This window comes from Microvirga sp. HS2 (assembly GCF_055792805.1).
On the sequence record NZ_JBVVAJ010000019.1, the window covers coordinates 26,034 to 50,151 of the forward strand.

The 24,118-nt window shown below is 63.4% G+C and carries 20 protein-coding genes; 14 read left to right on the top strand and 6 right to left on the bottom strand.

Features of this window, described 5'->3' with window-relative positions:
- The first annotated feature begins 71 nt into the window (after positions 1–71).
- From ACS5Q0_RS16520 to ACS5Q0_RS16580, 13 genes are all read left to right on the top strand, one after another.
- Positions 72–905: an N-formylglutamate amidohydrolase gene (locus ACS5Q0_RS16520; protein WP_473127748.1), complete on the top strand. Its 834-nt coding sequence runs from the start codon at positions 72–74 to the stop codon at positions 903–905.
- A gap of 13 nt (positions 906–918) precedes the next feature.
- Positions 919–1,224 carry a DUF1244 domain-containing protein gene (locus tag ACS5Q0_RS16525; protein ID WP_473127749.1) on the top strand — a complete coding sequence of 102 codons (306 nt, stop codon included), beginning with the start codon at positions 919–921 and terminating at the stop codon, positions 1,222–1,224.
- 63 nt (positions 1,225–1,287) lie between these two features.
- Positions 1,288–1,545: a DUF2312 domain-containing protein gene (locus ACS5Q0_RS16530; protein ID WP_036361868.1), complete on the top strand. Its 258-nt coding sequence runs from the start codon at positions 1,288–1,290 to the stop codon at positions 1,543–1,545.
- Between the two features lie 529 nt (positions 1,546–2,074).
- On the top strand, positions 2,075–3,748 hold the full coding sequence (locus tag ACS5Q0_RS16535) for a diguanylate cyclase (RefSeq protein WP_473127750.1): 1,674 nt from the start codon (positions 2,075–2,077) through the stop codon (positions 3,746–3,748).
- 224 nt (positions 3,749–3,972) lie between these two features.
- Positions 3,973–6,822, top strand: coding sequence for a sensor domain-containing protein (locus ACS5Q0_RS16540; RefSeq protein ID WP_473127751.1), 2,850 nt, complete (start codon positions 3,973–3,975; stop codon positions 6,820–6,822).
- A gap of 178 nt (positions 6,823–7,000) precedes the next feature.
- Positions 7,001–7,780 carry a DeoR/GlpR family DNA-binding transcription regulator gene (locus ACS5Q0_RS16545; RefSeq protein ID WP_473127752.1) on the top strand — a complete coding sequence of 260 codons (780 nt, stop codon included), beginning with the start codon at positions 7,001–7,003 and terminating at the stop codon, positions 7,778–7,780.
- Positions 7,781–7,929: 149 nt separating this feature from the next.
- On the top strand, positions 7,930–9,456 hold the full coding sequence (gene glpD, locus ACS5Q0_RS16550; protein WP_473127753.1) for a glycerol-3-phosphate dehydrogenase: 1,527 nt from the start codon (positions 7,930–7,932) through the stop codon (positions 9,454–9,456).
- An 11-nt stretch (positions 9,457–9,467) separates the two neighbouring features.
- Positions 9,468–10,556, top strand: a complete 1,089-nt coding sequence (locus tag ACS5Q0_RS16555) for an ABC transporter ATP-binding protein (protein WP_473127754.1) — start codon at positions 9,468–9,470, stop codon at positions 10,554–10,556.
- A gap of 10 nt (positions 10,557–10,566) precedes the next feature.
- Complete coding sequence (locus ACS5Q0_RS16560; RefSeq protein WP_473127755.1) at positions 10,567–11,667, top strand: ABC transporter ATP-binding protein; 1,101 nt, start codon at positions 10,567–10,569, stop codon at positions 11,665–11,667.
- Complete coding sequence (locus ACS5Q0_RS16565) at positions 11,664–12,560, top strand: carbohydrate ABC transporter permease (RefSeq protein ID WP_473127756.1); 897 nt, start codon at positions 11,664–11,666, stop codon at positions 12,558–12,560. The genes ACS5Q0_RS16560 and ACS5Q0_RS16565 overlap by 4 nt, the downstream gene beginning before the upstream one ends.
- Positions 12,561–12,664: 104 nt before the next feature.
- Positions 12,665–13,441, top strand: a complete 777-nt coding sequence (locus ACS5Q0_RS16570) for a carbohydrate ABC transporter permease (RefSeq protein ID WP_473127813.1) — start codon at positions 12,665–12,667, stop codon at positions 13,439–13,441.
- 11 nt (positions 13,442–13,452) lie between these two features.
- Positions 13,453–13,734, top strand: a complete 282-nt coding sequence (locus ACS5Q0_RS16575) for a DUF2160 domain-containing protein (protein ID WP_473127757.1) — start codon at positions 13,453–13,455, stop codon at positions 13,732–13,734.
- Positions 13,735–13,886: 152 nt separating this feature from the next.
- The gene (locus ACS5Q0_RS16580; RefSeq protein ID WP_473127814.1) at positions 13,887–15,590 is read left to right on the top strand and encodes an ABC transporter substrate-binding protein; all 1,704 of its coding nucleotides are present in this window, start codon (positions 13,887–13,889) and stop codon (positions 15,588–15,590) included.
- Positions 15,591–15,807: 217 nt separating this feature from the next.
- Here the strand turns inward: ACS5Q0_RS16580 and ACS5Q0_RS16585 are convergent, their stop codons facing one another.
- The 3 genes from ACS5Q0_RS16585 to ACS5Q0_RS16595 form a co-directional block, all read right to left on the bottom strand.
- A complete protein-coding gene (locus tag ACS5Q0_RS16585; RefSeq protein WP_473127758.1) occupies positions 15,808–17,514 on the bottom strand; it encodes a PAS domain S-box protein in 1,707 nt (568 codons plus the stop codon).
- Between the two features lie 140 nt (positions 17,515–17,654).
- Positions 17,655–17,795: a hypothetical protein gene (locus ACS5Q0_RS16590; RefSeq protein ID WP_473127759.1), complete on the bottom strand. Its 141-nt coding sequence runs from the start codon at positions 17,793–17,795 to the stop codon at positions 17,655–17,657.
- 134 nt (positions 17,796–17,929) lie between these two features.
- Positions 17,930–18,376, bottom strand: coding sequence for an acyl-CoA thioesterase (locus ACS5Q0_RS16595; protein WP_473127760.1), 447 nt, complete (start codon positions 18,374–18,376; stop codon positions 17,930–17,932).
- A gap of 138 nt (positions 18,377–18,514) precedes the next feature.
- Here ACS5Q0_RS16595 and ACS5Q0_RS16600 point away from each other — a divergent pair, with 138 nt between their 5' ends.
- Positions 18,515–19,375, top strand: a complete 861-nt coding sequence (locus tag ACS5Q0_RS16600; RefSeq protein WP_473127761.1) for an urea carboxylase-associated family protein — start codon at positions 18,515–18,517, stop codon at positions 19,373–19,375.
- A 32-nt stretch (positions 19,376–19,407) separates the two neighbouring features.
- Here the strand turns inward: ACS5Q0_RS16600 and ACS5Q0_RS16605 are convergent, their stop codons facing one another.
- The 3 genes from ACS5Q0_RS16605 to ACS5Q0_RS16615 all read right to left on the bottom strand — a co-directional run bounded on the left by ACS5Q0_RS16605 (position 19,408) and on the right by ACS5Q0_RS16615 (position 24,116).
- On the bottom strand, positions 19,408–21,087 hold the full coding sequence (locus ACS5Q0_RS16605) for a peptidoglycan L,D-endopeptidase MepK (protein ID WP_473127762.1): 1,680 nt from the start codon (positions 21,085–21,087) through the stop codon (positions 19,408–19,410).
- Between the two features lie 136 nt (positions 21,088–21,223).
- Positions 21,224–22,975, bottom strand: a complete 1,752-nt coding sequence (locus ACS5Q0_RS16610; protein WP_473127763.1) for a L,D-transpeptidase family protein — start codon at positions 22,973–22,975, stop codon at positions 21,224–21,226.
- 106 nt (positions 22,976–23,081) lie between these two features.
- Positions 23,082–24,116, bottom strand: coding sequence for a sigma-54-dependent transcriptional regulator (locus ACS5Q0_RS16615; protein ID WP_473127764.1), 1,035 nt, complete (start codon positions 24,114–24,116; stop codon positions 23,082–23,084).
- Positions 24,117–24,118 lie beyond the last annotated feature (2 nt).

The following is a 24,118-nucleotide window of genomic DNA, read 5'->3' on the forward strand; positions in this document are numbered from 1 at the left end:
TGTCAGGGGGCGGCGCGCAGGGTAAGGATTTTCATCTGTCAATCAATGTCTTGTTTCTCACACCTTAAGCCATGTCCGCTTCTGCCGCGCTCAAGAGCGCCGAACCCGCCCTTGAGCCCCATCCGGTCGAGATCGTCGAGGGAGCCCTCGAATCCGGCCTTCTCCTCCTCTGCGACCATGCTTCCAACGCCGTGCCGCCCGATCTCGGCGATCTCGGCCTGCCGGCAGGCGAGTTCCAGCGGCACATCGCCTATGACATCGGTGCGGCTGCCGTCACCCGATCCCTGGCCCGCCGCCTGAACGCCCCGGCGATTCTCACCCGGTTCTCGCGCCTGATCATCGACCCGAACCGGGGGCGGGACGACCCGACCCTCGTCATGCGCCTTTCCGACGGCGCGGTGGTGCCGGGAAACGCCAAGGTCGACGAGGCGGAGATCCAAAGGCGCATCGAGCGTTTCTACGATCCTTACGATTCGGCCATTTCGGAGGCCATCCACAAGGCCATGGCCTCGGGCCATCCGCCTGCAATCGTGACGGTGCACAGCTACACGCCGGTCTGGCGCGGCTGGCCGCGTCCCTGGCATGTGGGCATCCTGTGGGATGCGGACGAGCGCTATGCCCGGCCCCTCCTGGAGGGCCTTACGGCCGAGAAAGGACTCGTCGTCGGCGATAACGAACCTTATGATGGGGCGCTCGCCGGCGATACCGTCGACCGGCATGCCACGATCCGGGGGCTCGCCAATGCGCTGATCGAGATCCGGCAGGATCTGATCGCCTCGGACGAGGGGGCGGAGGAATGGGCCGAGCGCTTCGCCCGGCTTCTCAAGCCCTTGGCAACGCGGGAGGATCTGCGCAAGCCAGCGATCTTCGGAACGCGGACCCGCGAGCGCTTGCGCCAACACTGAAGGGGGAGGGCTCATGAAGGACCTCGATGATGCGACCCGCACCGAACTGGAGGCTGCCGCCTTTCGCAGACTGCTGGAGCACCTGCGGGAACGCACCGATGTCCAGAACATAGACCTCATGAACCTGGCGGGCTTTTGCCGGAACTGCCTGTCCAACTGGCTGAAGGACGCCGCCGACGCCAAGGGCGTGCCCCTCTCCAAGGACGAGAGCCGGGCCTACGTTTACGGCATGGCTTATGATGAGTGGAAGGCGCGCTACCAGAAGGACGCATCCCCGTCGCAACTCGACCAATTCGAGAAATCGAAGCCGGGGCATTAAACCCACTTCAACCAAATCGACAGTAACACTGGCGCCAACGCCATCAATTCAAGGGGCTTCATCATGGATGACGCAGCTTTCAACACCGAATCCGTCGCGGCCGATCAGCTGAAGGCCTTCATCGAGCGCATCGAGCGCCTCGAGGAGGAGAAGGCCGGAATCGCGGGCGACATCAAGGACGTCTATGCCGAGGCCAAGGGCAACGGCTTCGACACAAAGGTGCTCCGCAAGATCATCTCCCTCCGCAAGCGCGATTACGCCGAGCGCCAGGAGGAGGAGGCTATTCTCGAACTCTACATGCAGGCGCTCGGGATGGTCTAAGCCGCGACCCCGTAAGGGGACGCCATGTCGGGATCGATCCGATCCTCGATCGCTGGAATAATGCATCTCCGATCACGGAAACCGGGAGCACCGACCGCAAAAGTGAGAATCGGTTTCGCGTGAAAGGATGCTCGAAAACAAGATCTTAGAGGATCGAACGTGAGTTCGAGCACGCGTCCGACGCTCTAAGCCTTTGGTCTGTCGCCCATGATGTCCTTTCATGGGCGACAGACCAAATGCCGATGCTGCTACCGGCCACTGATCACCGACAGTGAAAACCGTAGCATCCAGCCGTTCTCGCGGCTCTGCGAGGGACGCCCGGCCGAAGCCTCGGGTCCCGCTGGCCCTCTACCCAGATGGGAGTTGACACTCCTTCCCTAAGGGAGCTTCAAATTCTCCCAGGGCGCGTGCGGATCTCAGGCCAGAATTGCGCACCCGTCGCAGGGGGGCTTTTCTCGTGTTGCCGGTATCATTGTCAGCAGGCGCCGCTGCTGACCGCGTCAGAGTACTTTACGCTCCGATCGCGACATTGCTCGATTCACTTGGCATTGCAGTCTACATCCTCGATGCGGATGACCGGGCCGTCCTCTGGAACGACACGTTCCTGCAGTTCTTTCCGGAACATGCAGGGCATATTGCGATAGGCGAGCACTACAGCGAGAATCTGCGGCGGTTTTACGCACTCCGGTTGGACGAGAACGAGATCCAGTTCGTCGACGAATATATCGAGCGCAGTGTTGCGCGGCACCGTTCCGATCACCCTCCTTATATCTTCAGGCACCGTGAGCGCTGGGTCCGCGTTGCGGTTCAAACGCTGGACGGCATGGGAAAGATGCGGGCCTGGACCGAAGTGCCCATGCCTCAACGCAGGGACCGCGGCTTCTTCCTGCCTGCCAATGCGCCCCCGGAACTCGCGCATCTGACTTCCATGGAGAACATGCCGGATCCGATCGTCGTGCTCGATCGCGACAACATCATCGTCTCCTGCAACGATCTGTTCCGACGTCTCTACGAGGTCCCGCCAGAGCAGGATATCGTGGGGCAGGCTCTCGAGAAGTTCATTCAGGCCCTGTGGCAGCGGCATTCCGAAGAGGGGGGCGGCGAGCATTACGAGCGAACCATAAGGCCCATCCTTCAGGACGAATCGCGTTCTACCGGCGTCGCCTATGAAATTCCGCTGCCGAAGAACCGCTGGGTTCGCATCGTCGAACAGCGCAACCGCGCGGGACTGCGAACCTGCGTGCATTTCGATATCACGCGCTACAATCGGGAGCGACAGGCCCTTGAGTTGGCAGAGAGCCAAGCCCGTGCGCAGGAGGCGCGCTTCAGGGCCGTGATCGAGCGCTCGCCGGTGGGCATGTGCATTGCTTCCGACGACGGCACGATCCTTGAGGCCAACGAAGCCTATGGACGGTTTCTCGGATATGCCCCGGGAGATCTGATCGGGAGGAAGCTCTGGGATTTCATGGATCCCGACGAATGGAGTTCCGCTCGCGCGGATATGGCCGAACTCGTGACTGGACAAATCTCGTCCCTCGAGCGGGAGACGCGGTTCATTCATTGCGACGGATCGCTGAGGTGGGCCCTGCAGTCCGCGGTCCACTTCTCCGACGGCGTGTCGAATGGCGAGGTGATCAGCCAGATTCAAGACCTGACGGCGCGCAAGCACGCGGAAAGCGAGCGTGACGCGCTGCTGTCCGATCTTGCTCATCGGGCCGCCCATGACGGTCTCACGGGCCTGCCCAACAGAACTGCCTTCGAAGACGCGCTGAGTTCTGCGATGAAAGCCGCGCAGGGGGGAAATCGTCCACACGCATTGTGCTTTATCGATCTCGATGGGTTCAAGGGCGTCAACGACGTAGCGGGGCATGTCGCCGGCGATCAGGTACTTCGCATGGTTGCGGAGACCCTGAAGCAGCAGATCCGTCCGACGGACTTTCTGGCGCGGCTTGGTGGGGACGAGTTCGGCCTGATCCTTTACGAGGCCGATCTCGAAAGTGCGATCGCATGCGTCAGTACTCTCATCAAAGCTATCTCGACCACGAACTTCGTCTGGAATGATCGCAGCTTCGTCCTTGGCCTGAGCGTCGGGATCACGAAGGTCACAAGCCATGATCTCTCCATTGACAGGCTCCTCAGGCGCGCCGATGAGGCCTGCTATAGAGCCAAGCGATCCGGCAGAAATTCGGCTGTCGTGGCTTGAGCATCCTGGACGGGTATGCAGCTCAAGAGTGACTTTTGCGTGCCAGCGCGCGCGTGCCGCCGCTTTTTGGCGCCCCCGCACAGAGAGAAACGTTATGTTGGCGCAAGAAGTTGTCGGCCGCGTTTAAGCCTTTCTTTAAGTGCGGAAAATTATCGTCATCACTGGCGCTTTGAGCCTCCCCGCTTCGGATTGATGAAAGTAAGATCGGCAGAAATTTTATTATCATGGGGACGGATGAGACCACGGCTGCACGCACGCTCTTGAGCAGGGAGATATCCGAGATCGACATCGATGCGGTGCCGCACATGGTCTGGGTCTTCACTGCTGACGATTGCAGGAACGCCTACAACAAACGCTGGCGTGAATTCACCGGCGTCTCTCATCCGGTCGTCGGAGAAGCGTGGCTCCATCTCATTCATCCGGACGATCGGGACGCCGTTCTTGCGAATTGGAGGAACGCGCTCGCGACGGGGTCGGATTACGAGAACGAGCATCGGCTCCTTCATCACTCGGGCGAGTACCGGTGGGTTCTGTGCCGCGGCACTCCTGTTCGCAGCCCGCACGGACAGATTGAACGGTGGGTCGGCACCTATACGGATATCCATGGTTGGAAAGAAGCCGAGCAGGCCTTGGCCGAGAGCGAGGGGCGATATCGTGCCCTTGTCGAAGCCACCGCGGCGATCGTCTGGCGTGCGGCGCCCGACGGCTCGATCCAGTCCGGATGGGGATGGGAGGAGTTCTGCGGCCAGCAGCCGGACGAATATGCGGGTCATGGTTGGCTCACCGCCGTTCATCCGGAGGATGACGAGCCGCTGATGAAGATCTGGCGCGATGCTCTGGCATCCGGCGAAGCGACGGAGACGGAATTCAGGGTCAGGCACAGGAGCGGCGAGTTTCGCTGGGTCGTATCGCGCGCCGTCCCGTTGAAGCATTCCGACGGCTCGGTTCGGGAATGGGTCGGGACCATCACGGATGTCCACGACCAGAGGCAGGCCCAGGACACGCTGAAGAGGAGCGAGGAGAGGCTGCGGCTCGCGGCCGAGACGACCTCCGCGGGGATCTGGGATCTGGATCTCGTCACAGGCGCCGCGGAATGGAGCGTCGAGACGAGAGAGATCCTGGGCTTCGCGCCGGATGTCCCGGCTTCCGCAGAACGATTCTTCGAACGCATTCATTCCGATGACCTTGCCGGCGTCAGCGCCAAGGTCTTTGTCGATGTCCCGGGCAAAGGACCCCGTTACAGTGGCATATTCCGCATCATCCGCGCGGATGACGGGCAGGTGCGATGGATCGCGTCGCGGGCGCGAACGGTGCTCGACGAGAGCGGGCAGCCTGTTCGCAAGGTCGGGATGATCCAGGACGTGACACAGCGCAAGCTGTCGGAGGATGCGCTGCTCGCGGCCGAGGAGCGGCTGAGATTGGCCATGCAGGCCGGGCGCATGATCGCCTGGGAGCATGACCTCGAAACCGGCATCGTCACCCGTTCGGCGAATTCTGTCGAATTGCTCGGCATCGGTTCCGGGCCCATATCGGGGTTTCTCGAGAGAGTTCCACATGAGGATCGGCTCGCGCGGGAGCGCTTCATCGCGAAGATCAGCACGACGGGCTGCGATACCCTGGAGTTCCGATACCGGCTGCCGAGCGGAAAGATGCTCTGGCTGGCCTCGCGTGGAGAGTGGGCGGGCCCCAATCGCGTGGTGGGCGTCACGTTCGACATCACGGAGCGCAAGCTCGCGGAGGAGGAGGTTTGGCGGTCCGCAAATCATGATGGGCTCACCGGATTGCCCAATCGCGTTCTGTTCCAGCGCCGTCTCGATTTCGCCCTCAAGGAGGCCAAGCAGAACGGCACCAGCGTCAGCCTGTTGATGATCGACCTCGACGACTTCAAAGACGTCAACGACACGCTGGGCCATGATGCCGGCGATATGCTGCTGAGGGAAACGGCGGACCGCCTGTCGGTGATGATGCGGGATCAGGACACCGTCGCCCGCATCGGAGGAGACGAGTTCGCTGTCCTGGTCGTCGAGCCATTGCGGCTGAGTCATGCCGCCAATCTGGGCGAGATCATCCTCAAAAGGCTGCGTCAGCCGTTCATGTATGCTGGAAAAGCCCTCATGAACCGAGCGAGCATCGGTGTCGCCGCCTATCCGGATCACGATTCCGAGCCGGTCGAGCTCATGAAGGATGCCGACATCGCCCTTTATCGCGCAAAAGCGGAGGGACGGAGCCGCGTCGTCACCTATGCTCCCGAAATGCGCCTGGTCACGGAGCAGCGACTGGCTCTGGGGCGAAATGTGAGAGAGGCGATCTCCCACGATCAGTTCGTGCCTTTCTACCAGCCCAAGGTTTGTCTTTCGAGCGGAAGGATCGTTGGTCTCGAGGCGCTTGCCCGCTGGCTGCATCCAGACAAAGGCATTCTCGAGCCGGGCTTCTTCGGCGCCATCTTCGAAGATCCTGAGCTCGCGCCCGTGATCGGCAAGCGGCTGATCGGAAAGATCGCATCCGATATGCGCCGATGGCTCGACGGAGGGTACCGGTTCGGTCGGGTGGCCTTCAATCTTTCCTCAGTCGAGTTCAACCAGCCGAGCATGGCGGATGAAGTCATCCGCATCCTCAATCTGGTGAAGGTCCCGGCCCGATGCTTCGAAATCGAAGTGACGGAAAGGGTGCTGCTCGACGGGCAGTTCGAGCTTGTGTCGCATATTCTGGAGCGGTTCCACGAGCATGGCGTACAGATCGCGCTCGATGATTTCGGAACGGGCTATGCATCGCTGACGCACCTCAAGCGGTTCCCGGTCGGCCATATCAAGATCGATCACAGCTTCGTCGCCGACCTGGAACAGGACGAGGACGATGCCGCCATCGTGGCGGCCGTCATCGGTCTCGGCAAGAGCTTGGGCCTGCATGTCACGGCAGAGGGCGTCGAGACCGAAGGACAGGTCCAGCGGCTTCGAAAGATGGGCTGCCACAGTGCCCAGGGCTATTTCTATGCGAGGCCGATGTCTGCGGCGCAGATCACGGAGTTGCTCGACGCCTGGCCATTCGATTCCCAGGCGGCGGCTGCCCGCTTCTGACAAAGGGCGATGCCGCTTTCTCGTTGTGCGTGCGACGAGGTCGAGCCGCAACCCGAAAGGCTGAGCCATGTCTATTCGGTCGTGCCGCCTCGGCATCGCCTTGACGGTTCAGGCCACGGCGTGCTTCGATTCTCGCTCGCTTTATGCTCGAAGCGGTACAGAAGCGAAATCTTCAGCCATGGACCAGATGCTCACGCCCCGGCAGCAGGAAATCGTTGATCTCGCCCGCCTGCAGGGACGCGTCAATGTGGATGATCTGGCCACCCGGCTCGACGTGACGCAACAGACGATCCGCAAGGACCTCAATGAACTCTGTGAGCTGAGGCTCATGACCAGGGTTCATGGCGGCGCCATCATCGCCTCTGGCGTCGAAAACGTGGCTTACGAGGCGCGGCGTCTGATCGCCCAGGCCGAGAAGCAGGCGATCGGTGCCGCCACCGCGCGCCTCATTCCCAACAACAGCTCTCTTTTCATCAATATCGGGACGACCACGGAAGAAGTGGCCCGGGCTCTCCAGGACCATGAGGGACTGCTCGTCATCACCAACAACCTCAACGTCGCCAATCTTCTCTATCGCCATTCCAAGATCGACGTCATCGTGACGGGAGGGCCTGTGCGGCGCTCGGACGGCGCCGTCATCGGAGCGGCCGCCGTCGACATCGTGCGCCAGTTCAAGGTCGATTACGCGGTGATCGGCACATCGGCCATCGACGAGGACGGCTCGCTGCTGGATTTTGACGTCCGCGAAGTGCGCGTATCCCGCGCGATCATCGACAACGCCCGAAAGGTTGTTCTCGTCGCCGATCATCTCAAGGCGGAGCGATCCGCTCCGGTGCGGATCGGGCATCTCCGAGAGGTCGACATCTTCGTGACCGACGCGCTCGTCTCGCCCCATCTGAGGGATCTGTGCCACGACGCTCAGGTCCGGGTGATAGAGGTGGGACGTTTCGGCGAATAGGGGCCCGCTCGGAAAGCATTCGAGAAGTGGCTGTTCCTCCTGCTGACGGCTTGGTTCCTTGTGGGTACTTGCCTTCGCTTTGGGGAGCGCGTAGCCTGAAACGAATATAAAACGAAAATTGTCCCGGGGGCCTGAGCCGGGAGACGCCAGTGGACTCGCTCGAGGGAGCGACGTTCGACGTCGCGATCGTCGGTGGTGGCGTGAATGGGTGCGGAATCGCACGGGATGCGGCCGGCCGCGGCGCCTCCGTGGTTCTCTTCGAGCAAAATGACCTGGCCAGCGGCACATCCTCCGCCTCAACGAAGCTCATCCATGGCGGCTTGCGCTACTTGGAGCATTATGAGTTCCGCCTCGTCCGCGAAGCCCTCAAGGAGCGCGAGGTGCTCTGGAAAATCGCGCCCCATATCGTCTGGCCGCTGCGTTTCGTTCTCCCTTACCATCGGGGATTGCGACCACAATGGCTGCTGCGGTTGGGCCTGGCCCTCTACGACAATATCGGCGGCCGGAAGCTGCTGCCGCCGACCCGGACGCTCGATCTGAGGGCGGATCCGGCAGGCGCTCCTCTCAAGCCGGATTTGGTGAAAGGCTTCGAATATTCCGATTGCTGGGTCGAGGATTCCCGTCTCGTCGTGTTGAACGCGCGGGATGCGGCGGAGCGCGGCGCGCGGATCCACACCCGAACCCGTGTCACGCACGCCGAACGCTCGGGTTCCTCCTGGATCGTCACATCGGAGGACATGCGAACGGGCCATCAGGAGCGCGTCAGGGCGAAGGTGCTGATCAATGCTGCCGGTCCCTGGGTAGAGAAGGTCCTCAACGGCGTCGCCAAGTCCAACACCCCTGCCTCGGTGCGCATGGTACAGGGCAGCCACATCGTCGTGAGAAAGATCTTCCAGCACGACCGGGCTTACATCTTCCAGAACAAGGACAATCGCATCATTTTTGCGATTCCCTATCAGAGTGACTTCACGCTGATCGGGACGACCGATCGCGACTACGACGGCGATCCGGCCCTCGTGAGGGCGACCGAGGAGGAGATTATCTACCTCTGCGACGCGGCGAGCAAGTACTTCAGACATCCCATCCGGCGGGAGGATGTCGTCTGGACCTATTCGGGCGTTCGCCCTCTCTACAACGACGGAGCGTCGAAGGCCCAGGAGGCCACCCGCGATTACGTGCTCGTGCTCGATGCCCCGGAGGGGCAGCCGCCGATGCTGTCGGTCTTCGGCGGCAAGATCACGACCTATCGCCGCCTCGCCGAAGCGGCTCTCGACAAGCTCAAGGATCACCTGCCCGCAGCCCGAAAGCCCGCCTGGACAGGCGGGGCTGCGCTGCCGGGCGGCGATTTCCCGCAGAGCGGTTACGAGACATTGGTGGGTGAAGCCTGCGCCGAATACCCCTTCCTCGAACGTGCCGTGGTCGCGCGGCTCGTGCGTGCTTACGGCACAGGAATTCGGGACATGGTGGGGCGCGCGCGATCGATGCGCGATATGGGCCAGGCTTTTGGCGCCGGCCTCACCGAGCGCGAAGTCGAGTATCTCATGGATCGGGAATGGGCGATCACGGCGGACGATGTGCTCTGGCGGCGGAGCAAGCTGGGATTGAGGCTCTCCGATATGCAGGCGGAGGCGCTCGACGGTTTCATGCGCAACGCCGCCACGTCGAGCGTGGCCTGAAGGGAGGATAGATGACGCTTGTTCTCGAAGGAGTGTCGAAGAAGGTCGGAGCGTCGACGCATATCGACGATATCTCCCTGACCTTGGCGCGAGGCTCGCTCAACGTTCTCCTGGGTGCGACCCTTGCCGGAAAGACGTCGCTCATGAGGCTCATGGCTGGGCTCGATGCGCCGACGAGCGGCCGTGTGCTCGTGGACGGAGCGGATGTAACCGGCTGGCCCGTGCAGCGGCGCAGCGTCGCCATGGTGTACCAGCAGTTCATCAACTACCCGTCCCTCAGCGTCTACGAGAACATCGCCTCGCCTTTGCGTGTCGCGCGTCTGCCGCACGCCGAAATCGAAGCCCGCGTGCGCGATGCGGCCAGGCTTCTCAAGCTCGAACCCTATCTCGACCGCAAGCCGTTGAACCTGTCCGGAGGCCAGCAGCAGCGCACGGCCATTGCGCGGGCTCTGGTGAAGCGCGCGGATCTGGTGCTCCTCGACGAGCCTTTGGCCAATCTCGATTACAAGCTCCGCGAAGAGCTGCGGGAGGAACTGCCACGCGTATTCGCCGCGTCCGGCGCCATCTTCGTCTATGCGACGACGGAACCATCTGAAGCTCTGCTGCTCGGCGGCAACACGGCGACCCTGTTTCAGGGGCGTGTGACGCAGTTCGGCCCGACGCCGCAGGTTTACCGCAAGCCTCAGAATCTCGTCACCGCGCGCGTGTTCTCTGACCCACCGCTTAATACGCTGATGATCCGCAAAACGGGTGACAGCGCCACGTTGAGCACGGGCGGGCGGGTCCGTGCGACGGAGGCGCTCGCGGATGTGCCCGACGGTGATTACACCGTCGGCTTTCGCGCCCATCACCTTATCCTCGATCCGGCAGGACCAGACGAGATCGCCATCCCCGCTGCCGTATCGGTGGCCGAGATCACGGGTTCCGAAAGCTATGTGCATCTTGATGCCGGTTCGCACCGGTTCGTGTCCCTCATGCCGGGGGTGAGACGCTGGGAACCGGGAACCCCGGTCACGGCCCATCTGAACCCGCGCCATCTCTTCCTGTTCGACCAGACCGGCCGTCTTGCCTCGGCCGGGGCTGCGCAGAAAGCCGCATGAGGAGAGCGCCATGGCCCGCATCACCCTGGACCATCTCGCCCATTCCTACCGGCCGGATCCGCGGACGTCGGACAATTACGCTCTGAAGGAGATCAATCACGTGTGGAACCAGGGCGGTGCCTATGCGCTACTGGGCCCCTCGGGATGCGGCAAGACCACTCTTCTCAACATCATCTCGGGCCTCGTGCGGCCGACGCGAGGGCGCATCCTGTTCGACGACCGCGATGTGACCGACCTGCCGACAGAAGCGCGCAACATCGCACAGGTGTTTCAGTTTCCCGTGGTGTACGACACGATGACGGTGCGCGAGAACCTCGCATTTCCCTTGAAGAACCGTCACGTTCCCAAGGACAGGACGGCGCAGCGGGTCGAGGAGATCGCGCGCCTGCTCGATCTCGCGCCCGTTCTCGGACGCAAGGCCAGCAACCTCACGGCGGATATGAAGCAGAAGATCTCGCTCGGGCGCGGTCTCGTGCGCTCCGACGTGGCGGCTATCCTGTTCGACGAGCCGCTCACGGTGATCGACCCGCACTTGAAATGGCAATTGCGCTCCACGCTCAAGGAGATCCATCGAGCGTTGGACATCACCATGATCTACGTCACCCATGACCAGACCGAGGCGCTGACCTTCGCCGACAAGGTCGTCGTCATGCATGACGGCGCGGTGGTCCAGACCGGAACGCCGGACGAGTTGTTCGCGCGCCCTGCCCACACCTTCGTCGGTCATTTCATCGGTTCTCCGGGCATGAACGTTCTACCCTGCCGCGTGGAAGGCGCAACCGCCTATCTGGGTAGCGCGCCAGTGGCGCTTCAATGGGGATACGCGAACCTGCCGCAACAGGAACGGATCGAGCTCGGCATCAGGCCTGAATTCGTCGAACTCCAACCGAAGGGGAGGGGACTGCCTGTCCGGATCCGGCGCATCGACGATATCGGGCGCGGACGCATCGCACGGGTGGAGCTCGATGGACGCATGCTCGCGGCGAGCGTCCCGGACAGTCTTGTGATCGGCGACGACGAGGCTTCGCTTCGCCTCGATCCGCGCCATATCCACATCTATGCCGATGGGCACCTGGTCGCCGGAGAGCCGCTGGAGGGGCAGGCCGCATGACGAAGACCGTCGACAACAAGGCCTGGTTCCTGGTCCTGCCCGTCTTTCTCATCGTGGCCTTCTCGGCGGTTCTCCCGCTGATGACGGTGGTGAACTACTCGGTGCAGGACACCTTCGGAAACAACCAGTTCTTCTGGAACGGCGTCGGCTGGTTCCAGGAGCTGCTCGATCCTTCGACCGACCTCGGCGGCCGCTTCTTCGACGCGCTCTGGCGCACGCTCATGTTCTCGGCGATCATTCTTCTGATTGAGGTGCCGCTCGGGATCCTGGTGGCCCTGTCCATGCCGCGCGAGGGCTGGACCGTGGCGCTCTGCCTTGTCCTCATGGCGCTGCCGCTCCTGATTCCGTGGAACGTGGTCGGCACGATCTGGCAGGTCTTCGCCCGCGGCGATATCGGCCTGCTCGGCTGGCTCGTGAACCATCTCGGAATCGACTACAATTATACGGGCGACCCGCTCGATGCATGGGTCACTATCATCGTCATGGATGTGTGGCACTGGACGAGCCTTGTCGCGCTCCTGTGCTATGCTGGGCTGAAATCCATTCCCGATGCCTATTACCACGCTGCGCGCATCGACGGCGCCTCCCGCTGGGCGGTCTTCCGCACGATCCAGCTTCCGAAGATGCGGCGCGTGCTGCTGATTGCGGTCCTCCTGCGCTTCATGGACTCGTTCATGATCTATACCGAGCCCTTTGTCCTCACCGGTGGCGGACCTGGCAACGCCACGACCTTCCTGTCCATCGACCTGGTGAAGCTTGCTCTCGGACAGTTCGACCTCGGCAAGGCGGCGGCCATGTCGCTCGTCTACAACCTGATCATCCTCGCCATCTGCTGGGTCTTCTACACCATCATGATCAACGTCGATGCGCGGAACGAGAGAGTCGAGGCATGACAGATTCCGTCGCCATCAGATCCTCCGACGTGAAGACCGAGGCGGCCCCCGTCGCCGCGAACAAAGCCCTCGTCGGGCCGCGCGTGAACGGGCGCGTGGTGGTGATGACGCTCTACCTCCTGTTCCTCATGATGCCGATCTACTGGCTCGTGATCATGAGCCTGAAGACGAACACGGAGATCACCTCCGGCCTGACCCTCTGGCCCCAGAACCTCACGTTCGAGAATTACGTCACGATCTTCACGGACCGGAGCTGGTATTCGGGCTACATCAACTCGCTCACCTATGTGCTGATCAACACGGTGCTGTCGATCGCCGTCGCGCTGCCCGCGGCCTATGCCTTCTCGCGCTACCGTTTTCTCGGCGACAAGCATTTGTTCTTCTGGCTTCTCACCAACCGCATGGCGCCGCCCGCGGTCTTCGCGCTGCCCTTCTTCAACCTGTATTCCGCGATCGGCCTCTTCGACACGCCGTGGGCGGTGGCGCTGGCGCATTGTCTGTTCAACGTGCCTCTTGCCGTCTGGATCCTCGAAGGCTTCATGTCGGGCGTACCGCGCGAGATCGACGAGACCGCTGCCATCGACGGCTATTCCTTCCTGCGGTTCTTTATCAAGATATTCATGCCGCTCATCGCCTCCGGTGTGGGCGTCGCCGCATTCTTCTGCTTCATGTTCTCGTGGGTGGAACTGCTGCTCGCGCGCACGCTCACCGCGGTGAACGCCAAGCCCATCGCGGCCACCATGACCAGGACCGTCTCAGCCGCTGGCATGGATTGGGGGCTTCTGGCGGCGGCGGGCGTGCTCACCATCATTCCCGGCGCGCTCGTGATCTGGTTCGTGCGCAACTACATCGCCAAGGGCTTCGCCCTGGGGCGGGTCTAAGGGAGGCGCGCATGCCCGATTTGAGCTGGATGGCATGGACCTGGCAGACGGGCCTCTTCTTCGCGGGCATCGGGTGCCTCCTCGTCGTGATGACGATCCTCGCGATCTACCGTCCCGAGTCCCCGCGTATCGGAATCCTTCGCATTCCGACCACACGCGGGGACCGTCTTTTCATTTCTCTCCTGGGCTCCGCCTTCATCCACCTCGCGTGGCTTGGGCTGGTCGGGCCCGATCTGTGGTGGGCTTCGGGCCTGTCGCTCCTTTACGCAGCGCTGGTGTTCCGCACGGCGTGAAAGGCGGCAGGTCCCAACAATTCCTTCGGACAGTCCGGGCCGGAGGAGACAACGGCGAGAACGCCAGTCAGGACACCATTTGGGAGGAACGCATGAAACGACCCCAATCTCACCGGCGCTTGAGACTCTTCGTCTCGACGAGCGCCATCGCCATGGCGCTCGGATCGAGCGCAGCCTTCGCGGGCATGGATGAAGCCCGCCGCTGGATCGAAACGGAATTCCAGCCCTCCACCTTGTCCAAGGACGAGCAGATGAAGGAGATGGAGTGGTTCGTGAACGCGGCGAATCCGTTCGCCGGCATGGAGATCAACGTGGTCTCCGAGACGATCACGACCCACGAATACGAGTCGAAGGTTCTCGCCAAGGCTTTCTCCGAGATCACCGGCGTCAAGCTCAACCACGACCTCATTCAGGAGGGGGACGTGGTCGAGAAGATCCAGACCCAGATGCAATCGGGCCGCAACATCTACGATGCCTGGGTCAACGACTCGGATCTCATCGGCACGCATTTCCGCTACAAGCAGGCGGTTTCACTCGACGATTGGATGGCGGGCGAAGGCAAGGACGTGACGTCGCCGACGCTCGACGTCAACGACTTCATCGGCAAGTCCTTCACCACCGCGCCCGACGGCAAGATGTACCAGCTGCCGGACCAGCAATTCGCGAACGTGTACTGGTTCCGCTACGACTGGTTCCAGCGTCCCGATCTGAAGGAGAAGTTCAAGGCCAAGTACGGTTACGATCTCGGCGTGCCCGTGAACTGGTCGGCTTATGAGGACATCGCCGAGTTCTTCACCAACGACGTGAAGGAGATCGACGGCGTCAAGGTCTACGGCCATATGGATTACGGCAAGAAGGACCCGTCGCTCGGCTGGCGCTTCACCGATGCGTGGCTCTCCATGGCCGGAAACGGGGACAAGGGGATCCCGAACGGGCTGCCGGTGGATGAGTGGGGCATTCGCATGGAGGGCTGCCGTCCCGTCGGCTCCTCCGTCGAGCGCGGCGGCGACACGAACGGCCCCGCCGCAGTCTACTCCATCGCCAAGTATATCGATTGGCTGAAGAAATATTCTCCGCCGCAGGCGAACGGCATGAACTTCTCCGAATCAGGCCCAGTTCCGGCGCAAGGAAACATCGCGCAGCAGATCTTCTGGTACACCGCCTTCACGGCCGACATGGTGAAGCCCGGCTTGCCGGTGATGAACGAGGACGGCACGCCCAAGTGGCGCATGGCTCCCTCTCCGCATGGCTCCTACTGGAAGGAGGGCATGAAGCTCGGCTACCAGGACGCGGGCTCTTGGACGCTCCTGAAGTCTACCCCCGTCGAGCGCCGCAAGGCGGCCTGGCTCTATGCGCAGTTCGTGACCTCGAAGACGGTTTCGCTGAAGAAGAGCCACGTGGGCCTCACCTTCATCCGCGAAAGCGACATCTGGGACAAGAGCTTCACCGAGCGTGCGCCGAAGCTCGGCGGCCTGATCGAGTTCTACCGCTCGCCAGCTCGCGTGCAATGGACGCCGACCGGCAACAACGTGCCGGATTATCCCAAGCTCGCGCAGCTCTGGTGGCAGAACATTGGTGACGCGGCCTCCGGCGCCAAGACCCCGCAGGAGGCGATGAACTCGCTCGCCGCGGCGCAGGACGAGGTGCTCGGCCGTCTCGAACGCGCCAATGTGCAGGGCGAATGCGGTCCGAAGCTGAACCCGAAGACTTCCGCAGAGGAGTGGTTCAAGAAGGCGGAAGCCGCCGGCAACATCGCGCCGCAGCGCAAGCTCGCGGACGAGAAGCCGAAGGGTGAGACGGTGGACTACGACACACTCATCAAGAGCTGGCCGGCCTCTCCGCCGAAGCGCAGTTGATGAATCCGGCCCCGCCCCACGGGGCGGGGCCCGCTTAGAGCATCGGACCCAAAAGTGGAATCCACTTTTGGGTCCGATGCTCCCTTCTTGGATGAGCGCAGCGCGGGGCGCGGAAAACCGGATCCACTTTTCACTGACGTGGCCCTTCGGGTCGCTGCGCGGCCCGCTGGGTCCGCACGATGCGCTAGCGCGGACGTCGGCGCCCGTTCGTCTCGGCCTATTCGCTCATGCCCGGGATGTCCGCCGTGAAGACGACCCCTTTCGGCAGGAAGTCTATTTTCATCTTTCCTTCGAGCTCGCGCGCGAGACTACGCTCGATGAGGCGCGTTCCGAAGCCCCGTCTCGTCGGAGGCTCGACGGGCGGCCCGCCGCTTTCCCTCCAGGTGAGATGCAGGTGCAGACCATCTGGCGCCTCCGCAAGGTACCACCCGATGGCCACGATTCCTTCGTCATTCGAGAGAGAGCCGTATTTGGCGGCGTTCGTTGCCAATTCCTGGAGAGCCATGGCAAGAGCCAATGCCTGTTGCGGCGTCAGCCGCGTTTCCGGCCCCGTCACGTGAAAGCGGCCTTTGCCGCGGCTCAGATAGGGCGCAATCGCCTGCGCGACGATGTCCGAGAAGCGTGCGCCCTCCCAGTTTTCGCGCGTCAGGACGTCGTGGGCCCGGGACAGGGCCAGCAGTCGGCCCTCGAGGTCCTCTGCCGCCTGCTCGGGCGTGCGGGCGTTGTGCAGGGTCTGCCGCGCGATGGACTGCACCGTCGTCAGGGTATTCTTCACGCGGTGATTCAGCTCGTTGATGAGAAGGCTCTGGCTCTGCTCGGCGCGCTTTCGCGCGGAGATGTCCCGGATGACGCGAATGCCGTAGAGGGGGCGTCCCTCCAGGTCGTCCACGCGCGATGCGGAAACCGCGATCCAGACGGGATGCCCGTCCCTGTGAACGAGGCGCTTCTCGATGGAATAGCTGGTGACGTCCCCGTACATCTGCTTGTGAAACATATCGAGCTCGGACCATCGATCCTCGGGATGCGTGATGTCTTCCAGGGTCATGGAAAGCAGCTCGTCGCGATCGTATCCGCTGATGGCGCAAAGCCGCTCGTTGACCCGGATGAACCGGCCGCCCGGCTCGACTTCGCCGATCCCGATAGCCGCCTGCTCATAGGTGGCGCGAAGCCTCTGCTCGCTCTCGCGCAGCGGCGCCTCGGTCACCTTGCGCTCATGGATGTCCGTGGAGCTGCCGAACCAAGCCAGGATCTCGCCGCTCGTGGAGTGGCGATACGGGTTGGCGCGCACGACATGCCAGCGGTAGGCGCCGTCATGGCAACGGTAGCGCATTTCCGTTTCATAGCGGATGCCGTGGGTGCGAACCTCGTCCCAGCGCCGCAATGTCTCCGCAACGTCGTCGGGATGGATCGTCTTGAGCCAGCCGTCGCCGAGAGCCTCGTGCGGCGGGCGCCCCGTATATCTCGCCCAACGTTCGCTGGTATAGGTGATCTCGCCCTGGGCATTGCTGATCCACACGAGGGCGGGCACCGAGTCCGCCAGCAGGCGGAACCGCTCTTCGCTTTCCCGTAAACTCTGTTCGTACTGCCTGTCGGCCGATATATCGATGCAGACGGCCAGAGCTTTGTCCGGCCGGCCGGCTTCATCGCGGATCAGGCTTGCGGCGGTGCGGGTCCAGACGACGGAGCCGTCGGGCCGCAGGTAGCGTTTCTCGACCTCATAGCGATCCTCCTTCAGAAGGCCGGCGAGAAGAGCTTCCGTCCGTGGAAGGTCGTCCGGATGCACGACGTCTCTGAGGTGACGTCCGATCAACTGGTCGCGGCTGCGCGCGAGCATGGCGCAGAAGTAATCGTTCGCCCGCAGGATGCAGCCACTCAGATCGCACTCAGCAAGGCCGACCGTTGCCTGGTTGAAGAGTGCGTCCACAGAGTTTCGCTCCCGGTATGTCCTGTTCCAAAAAGGTATTGGGGAGGAAGTGTCGGGGAGGGGCAATGTTCCGAAGTGACACTGGCCAAAACGGAGCATGGCGCGCCGTCGATCGCCATGGTCATGGCTTCGTGGAACGGTCACGCAGCCAGAACGATGGCGAACACGATCATGCCGACGGCCGCCGACAGGCCGACCCAATCCAGCATTCGGGCGAGATCATCGTTCGCGGGCGATTGGGGCGGCATTTCGAGAAGTCCGTCGCCGTCTTCGTCATCCATGGCCGGCTCCACGCATCACGTGTGAGTCCTAGGCCCGCAGAGCGCACGAAGCGACCACTCTTAAGCAGACATACCATAGGGCGAATGGGGAGAATTGGCCCGGAAGGAGTACCGCGAAGCGCTCGGATGGCGGCTTACTTCTCCGGCGGGCCCGGAAGACGAAGGTGATGAAGCGCCGCAATGGTGTCGGGAGGCAGCTTTGTGGAGCGGCGCGTCTGCTGGTCGACCATGACGAGGGTGTTGTCCACTGTCGCGACCAGGCGACCGTCGTTGAACATGCCCTGCGCCAGGCTGAAGGAGCTTCGGCCGATCTTAAGAACGCCGGTGCCGATCTCGACCGTGCCGGGCCAGAAGAGCTCCGCCCGGAATTCGATCAGAAGCCGGGCGACCACGAAGCTCGTCCCTGGAGGGGCTAGAGGGCGCGCGGGGTCGTACAGGAAGGCCACCCGGCCGATTTCCGAATAGGTTGCGAAAACCGCGTTGTTGACATGGCCCTGGCGGTCCAGGTCGGCATAGCGGATTTCGGCTGAGGTGCGGTGCGGGTAGTCCTCGATCGAGCGGGTTGTCTCTGCGTCGTTCATCGGGCCGTCCTTGGGCTGGTGTCATGGAACAGGAAAAGAACCATGGGCGAAAGGCCTTTTCCGAACTCTTCGCTTGCCGCCTCCGGAGCCGTCCTCGTATATCCGGACAGGTGAGCATCGGGTTACCAGGAGTGAGCCATGAAGAGAGCGCGCAACGAAGTCACGGAGCCTCAGGACGCCGATGAGCGCCGGAAGATCCCTCCGGTCATCTGCTACCCGGTCGATACGCTTCCCCGCCCGAACCTCTCCGGCTATCAGGCGGCCCGCGACGGGTGGGAGAAGGTGGACGAAGTGATCGTACCGCCGCGCGAGGCACGCTGCTTCTCGGTGCCGGCCGGCTCCTTCTTTCGCATCGTCAGCATCGAAGGGCCGCAGGTCGGCGACTTGAATCTGTGGGCGGCGGAAGACCTCAACGAGCGCTTTTTCTCCGGGAAGACGCGCGCGCTGCACGGCACGCACCTGTCCACCGGGGACCAGCTCTGGTCCTGCCTGCCCTATCTCCGGCCCATGGCGACGATCACGCATGATACGCTCGATTGGTACGGCTTCGACGAATTCGGCGGATCCGTGCACGACGTGATCGGAACACGCTGCGATCCCTACACGCACAAGCTCCTCTCGGGCCACGAGTATCATCATTGCTGCCACTCGAATCTCACGCGCGCGCTCGCCGATCGAACCGGCCGCTCGCGCGAGGCCGTGGAGCCCGCGGTCCATGACGTGCTCAACGTCTTCATGTGCACGGGCTTCACCCGCGACACGGGCCAGTACTTCATGAAGGCGAGCCCCGTGCGTCCGGGCGATTACCTGGAATTCTTCGCGGAGATCGATCTGCTCGGCGCCCTGTCGGCCTGCCCCGGCGGCGATTGCAGTGCGGAGCATTCGAGCGACGTGGCCGTCTGCCACCCGCTGCTCGTCGAGATCTACAAGCCGAAGGCCGCGCCTGCGGGATGGGCCTCTCCGCCTCGCAACGGCTACAGCCGCAGGCACGGCGACTGACTACGAAAAAGGGCCCCGTTCGGGGCCCTTTTTCATCTCACCACCGGCAGCGGCTTGACCGCCGGACCTGTGAACTTGTTCGTCGCCAGATCGCCGATCGGCTTGCTGGAGAAGCCCATGTGAACGCTGGGTTCGGCGGACATCAGGGAGGTCAGCGCCGTGACGGGTTTCTGCGGCTTCTTCCCGGCAGGAGCCTTGACCTCGGGAAGCGGGACCGGGCTTGCCTTGGTGTCCCTCGGCAGGGGCTTGGCAGGCAGCTTCGGGGTCGAGCCCGTGACCGGGATATCGACGGCGCTTGCGGAGGCGACGACGATCAGACGATCCGGCCGCGGCGGGGGGAGCGGGGCCGAGCTCGCCACCACGGTTTCCGCCGGGCCGCGCAGCTCGCTCAGCACAGGGATCGGGTTCGTCGCCGCGAGCGAGCCGGGGCGGGCAGGCGGGAGCGGGGCATAGGCGAGCGCGGTGGTCTCGGCGACCTCATCCGCAGCCCCGCCCGAACCCGGACGACGCGGCGGCATCGGCGCGAAGGCCATGCCCTTGGCGATCGACATGTCGTTCTGGGTGCCCGGGCCCTGCTGCCATGCGAGCGTCGGGCCGCTTTCGGTCTGCACCGTGCTCGGCAGGCCGCTGATCCGGGTGGGCGGCAGGGGCGCCGCCGCGGGCGGGGACAGATCCTCACGCAGGGCAGGCGCCATCGCAGCCATCACCGCCGGAGCAGGCTGAGGCTCCGGCCGGGCCTGCGCCACGGCCGCGGGAGCCTGGCGCGCAACCGGCGTATTCCTGTCCTCGTATTGCCGAAGGGCGGCAATGGGCGAGGAATTGCGGTCATCCGCATAATAATTGCCGGGCCCGCTGCGCGAAGCCATGATCGCGCTGCTGGGGCGTGACGCCGTGCGGATCTCCTCCACGTCCTCCGCCTCGTCGTCGCCGAGGCCGAACAGAGTGGCCCAGAAGCTCTTGCGGCGCGGCTGCTGAGCGGCGATCGCCTCCTCGGCGTCCGCATAGGCGCTGTAGCCTGCGACCGTGCCGCCGCCGGCGAGCACTTCGGCCCTGGCGAGCTCGTAGCCCGGCAGAGGCCTGCCGTCGGCGGGGATGTGCACCGTCTTGCCGTCGGGGAAGAGGCGCACGAGCTGATCGCGCGTCATGCGCGGCCAGGCGCGCACGCTGCCCACATCGAGGTGCACGAAAGGCGTATAGGCATTGGGGTAATAGCCGACGCCGCCCCTCTGCAGCTTCATGCCGACGGCCCGCAGGCGATCGGCGGAAATATCCGGCAGATAGAAGTCCAGGGCCTTGCCCTGCATGTGCTGGCTGTTCTTCGCCACCACGCTGGAGCGGCGGCGCAGCATGGCGTTGGTCTGGGGCGAGCGATAGGCCGAGTTCACGCGCACCGGCGCGCTCGAGCCCACCTCGCGGTAGACCTCCCACACCGTATCGAACAGGCGTGGATCCATCCGGGTCGCCTCGTCCCGCCGCCAGTCGCGCAGGAACCAGTTGAGCTGCTGCAGGGCAGCCGAATCGTACTGGCCGTTGCGCCGGAAGGTGACGGTGAGGGTTTCCTTCGTGTTGTTGTGGTAGAAGGTCAGCGTGCGCGTATCGCCATTGGCGACGGCATCCTGCGTGCCGCGCACGCCTCCGACCATGACGGCCAGAAAGGCCGCAAGACCAATGCCGGCGCGGCGCGCCATGCCGTCGGAACGCAATACTCTCACTGGGATACTCGTTTTACTCGCCGCATTTCTGGGAAATGCGGTACCCACATATCGTGAAGGGATCTTTGCCGAAGACGGTTACCTTCAGGTTAAATGGGCACAAAAAAGCGGCCGTGGGGCCGCTCTTCGAAGAGGCTCACTGGGCGAGATTCAGGGCCGCCCGGACCTTCTGGTCGAGGCCGTAGAGGTCGGGATAGGACTTGAGGGAACCCTTCTCGTCGACCGCAAGGGTGAAATAGGCCAGATGCACCGGAAGCGGCTTCGGCAGGAACACCGTGCGCTCGCCCTTGCCGATCAGGCCGCGCAACTTCTGCTCGTCCCACTTGCTGCCCTCGCCCATGATGAACTCTGCGAGCTCGAAGGGCTTCTCCACACGCACGCAGCCATGACTGAAGGCGCGCTTGGCGGACGAGAAGAGATTGCGGTTGGGCGTGTCGTGCAGATAGACCGCATGCTTGTTCGGGAACATGAACTTCACGAATCCCAGCGCATTGCGCTCGCCCGGAGGCTGCTGGACGATGAGCCGTCCATTTTTGCGGATGACGTTGTAGCCCTTTTTAGCGGCATAATCCGGGTCGTTGGCGAGCGCGGGGAGAATCTCCTTCTTCATGATGGACGGCGGGATCGTCCAGGACGGGTTGACCACCAGGTATTTCATGTCCTCGGAGAAAATCGGCGTCTGCGACTGCTCCTTGCCGACGATCACCCGCGTCTCGTGGGCGACCTTGCCGCCATCCACGAGCTGCAGACGAAACTCGGGCACGTTCACCATGATGTGGCGCTTGCCGAGGTCTTCCGGCAGCCAGCGCCAGCGCTCCATGTTGGCGATGAGGTTCGCCTCGCGCTGGGCCGGCGAGGGGCCGGAGAGGGCGGCCACCGTCTGCGCGGTGAGGACGCCGTTGCTCTGAAGGCCCTTTTCCTTCTGAAACGCCGCCACCGCCGAGGCCAGACGCTTGTCGTAGACGTTCTGGTTGTCCTCGTCGTCATGCAGGTTGAAGCGTGCGCGGATCAGCGGAACGCGCGGGTCCTTCATGCCCACGCGCAAGGCGGGTCCCTTGGGCACGTGCACGCTCGGCTGCGTCGGATGGCTCGCCCGCAGCTCCGCGAGCTGCTTCTTCAGGGCGCGATAGCCGGCATGCGGCGGGTTGTAGGATTCGAGTGCCGCGTTCGCGTCCTTCGCGAAGGCGACTTTCCTGAGGACCTCGCCGGCGTCGGGAAGAGCCAGCGTCGGCGTGACCAGCGGCGAGAGGCGGGACGGATCGAGGCGCCCGCCGCGTGCATCGCGGGCATAGCGGATCACGGAAGCCGAGAGCTTCAGATCGGCCTCCGCCCATTGGGCGGGCGGGGCATCTTTGCGCAGCTTCACATCGGGCAGGGGATAGTCTGTGACGTCCAGGCCATCCTCGTCCGCATCCTTCAGCCGTGCGATGGCTCCCATGGCCGCCTGCATGAAGGCTCCGTCCTGAGCCCAGGCGAGGGGGCGCTCGGATTGTGCATAGAAAGCCCGCATCGCCTCGCGCTCCTTGGTCGAGAGGCGAAGATCGCGCATCGCGGCATCGTCCGCGAGGAGGCCTTCGACCGTCAGGCGCAACACGTCCTGCTGCATGAGCGCCGTGACGGGGGCGGCTTCGGGAAGCGGAATGTCGATGACGGGCTCGGGGCTCCGATCCGCAGTCTCGAGAACGACCGGTGCGGGCTCTGGCACGGGAATCGCATGGAGAGCGTTCTTCTCCTGCGCCGAGGCGGGATCGGTGGGGCTTTGCGCCGGTACGGGCTCGGACAGGCCCGGTGAACCATTCGTTGCCGTCTGCGCCATTGCGGAAAGAGACAAGAACGAGGCCGATCCGATCAGACCGAGCCATAATGCCGTCTTGCGCAAGTCACGCATGACCTTCTCCTTCTCGCAACGGTAACGGAGGACGTTGCATCCTCCGCATCCTCTGTTTTTCGTCCGTGCGCGGGCACACCTCTGCCACGCTTAACGCGCAAAGGCGTCATGCGGCTGCATCGTTTAAGCCGAGTTCCTTCAATTTTCGGTAAAGCGTGGAGCGCCCGATCCCGAGATGACGCGAAATGGCCGACATATGTCCTTGATAATGCACGAGGGCGAAGCGGATCGCGCGCTCTTCCAGCTCCGCCAACGTCAGCATGTCTCCGCTTTCACGAATCAGTGAAAGCGCATGAGGATCGTGGCCTGGGCCCGGTTCCTGCGCACGAAGGGGGGCAAGCGTCCGCGCCGCCGGAACCGGCGGGATGTCGATGCGGAAACCTTCCACCTGGGACGCGATCTGGGGAAACTCGCTCGGCGTCAGGAAAGCTCCGTCCGCAAGAATCACGGCGCGATAGACCGCGTTCTCGAGCTGCCGGAGATTGCCCGGCCAGTCGTAGCGGGCGAGCAGGGACATGGCATCCGCGGACAGGCCCCGGACCGTCTTGCTCTCATCCGACGCAAAGCGCTCCGCGAAGAGAACCGCCCATTCGGCGACGGCCTCCCTCTGGGCTCTCAAGGGAAGCAAGGTGAGTGACAGGGCCTGGAGGCGATAATAGAGGTCCTCCTTGAACCGGCCCTCCCGGACCTTGTCCGACAGGTCGAACCCCGCGCTCGCGATGAGACGGATATCCAGGCGTCGTCCCGAGCGTGGTCCGGCTTCAAACTGGAACAGCGCCTCCGTCAGGCGCTCCTGTGCGGTTCCGGACAGGTACCCGACGTCCTCGATGAACAGCGTGCCGCCGCGAGCCTCCTTCATATGGCGCAGGAGGGCGGCTTCCTGGGATTCCCGATCGGAAAAGGCTTCGTTCGCCCGGAAGGCGACGAAGGGGCGTGATTTCCGCTCGCCGCTGTCGTGGATCGCTTTGGCCAGGGCCCTGGCGCCGCTGCCCGCCTCCGTCTCGATCAGCACGGGCAGGGCCGAGCGGGCCGCACGATCCGCCAGCCGCGCCATCCTTTTCCGTTCTGAGCCCGCCTCGAAGCCGTCCGAGCCCTGGCGGAGGGCGCGGATATCGTCTGCGAAGAAGCGGTGAAGGGGCATTC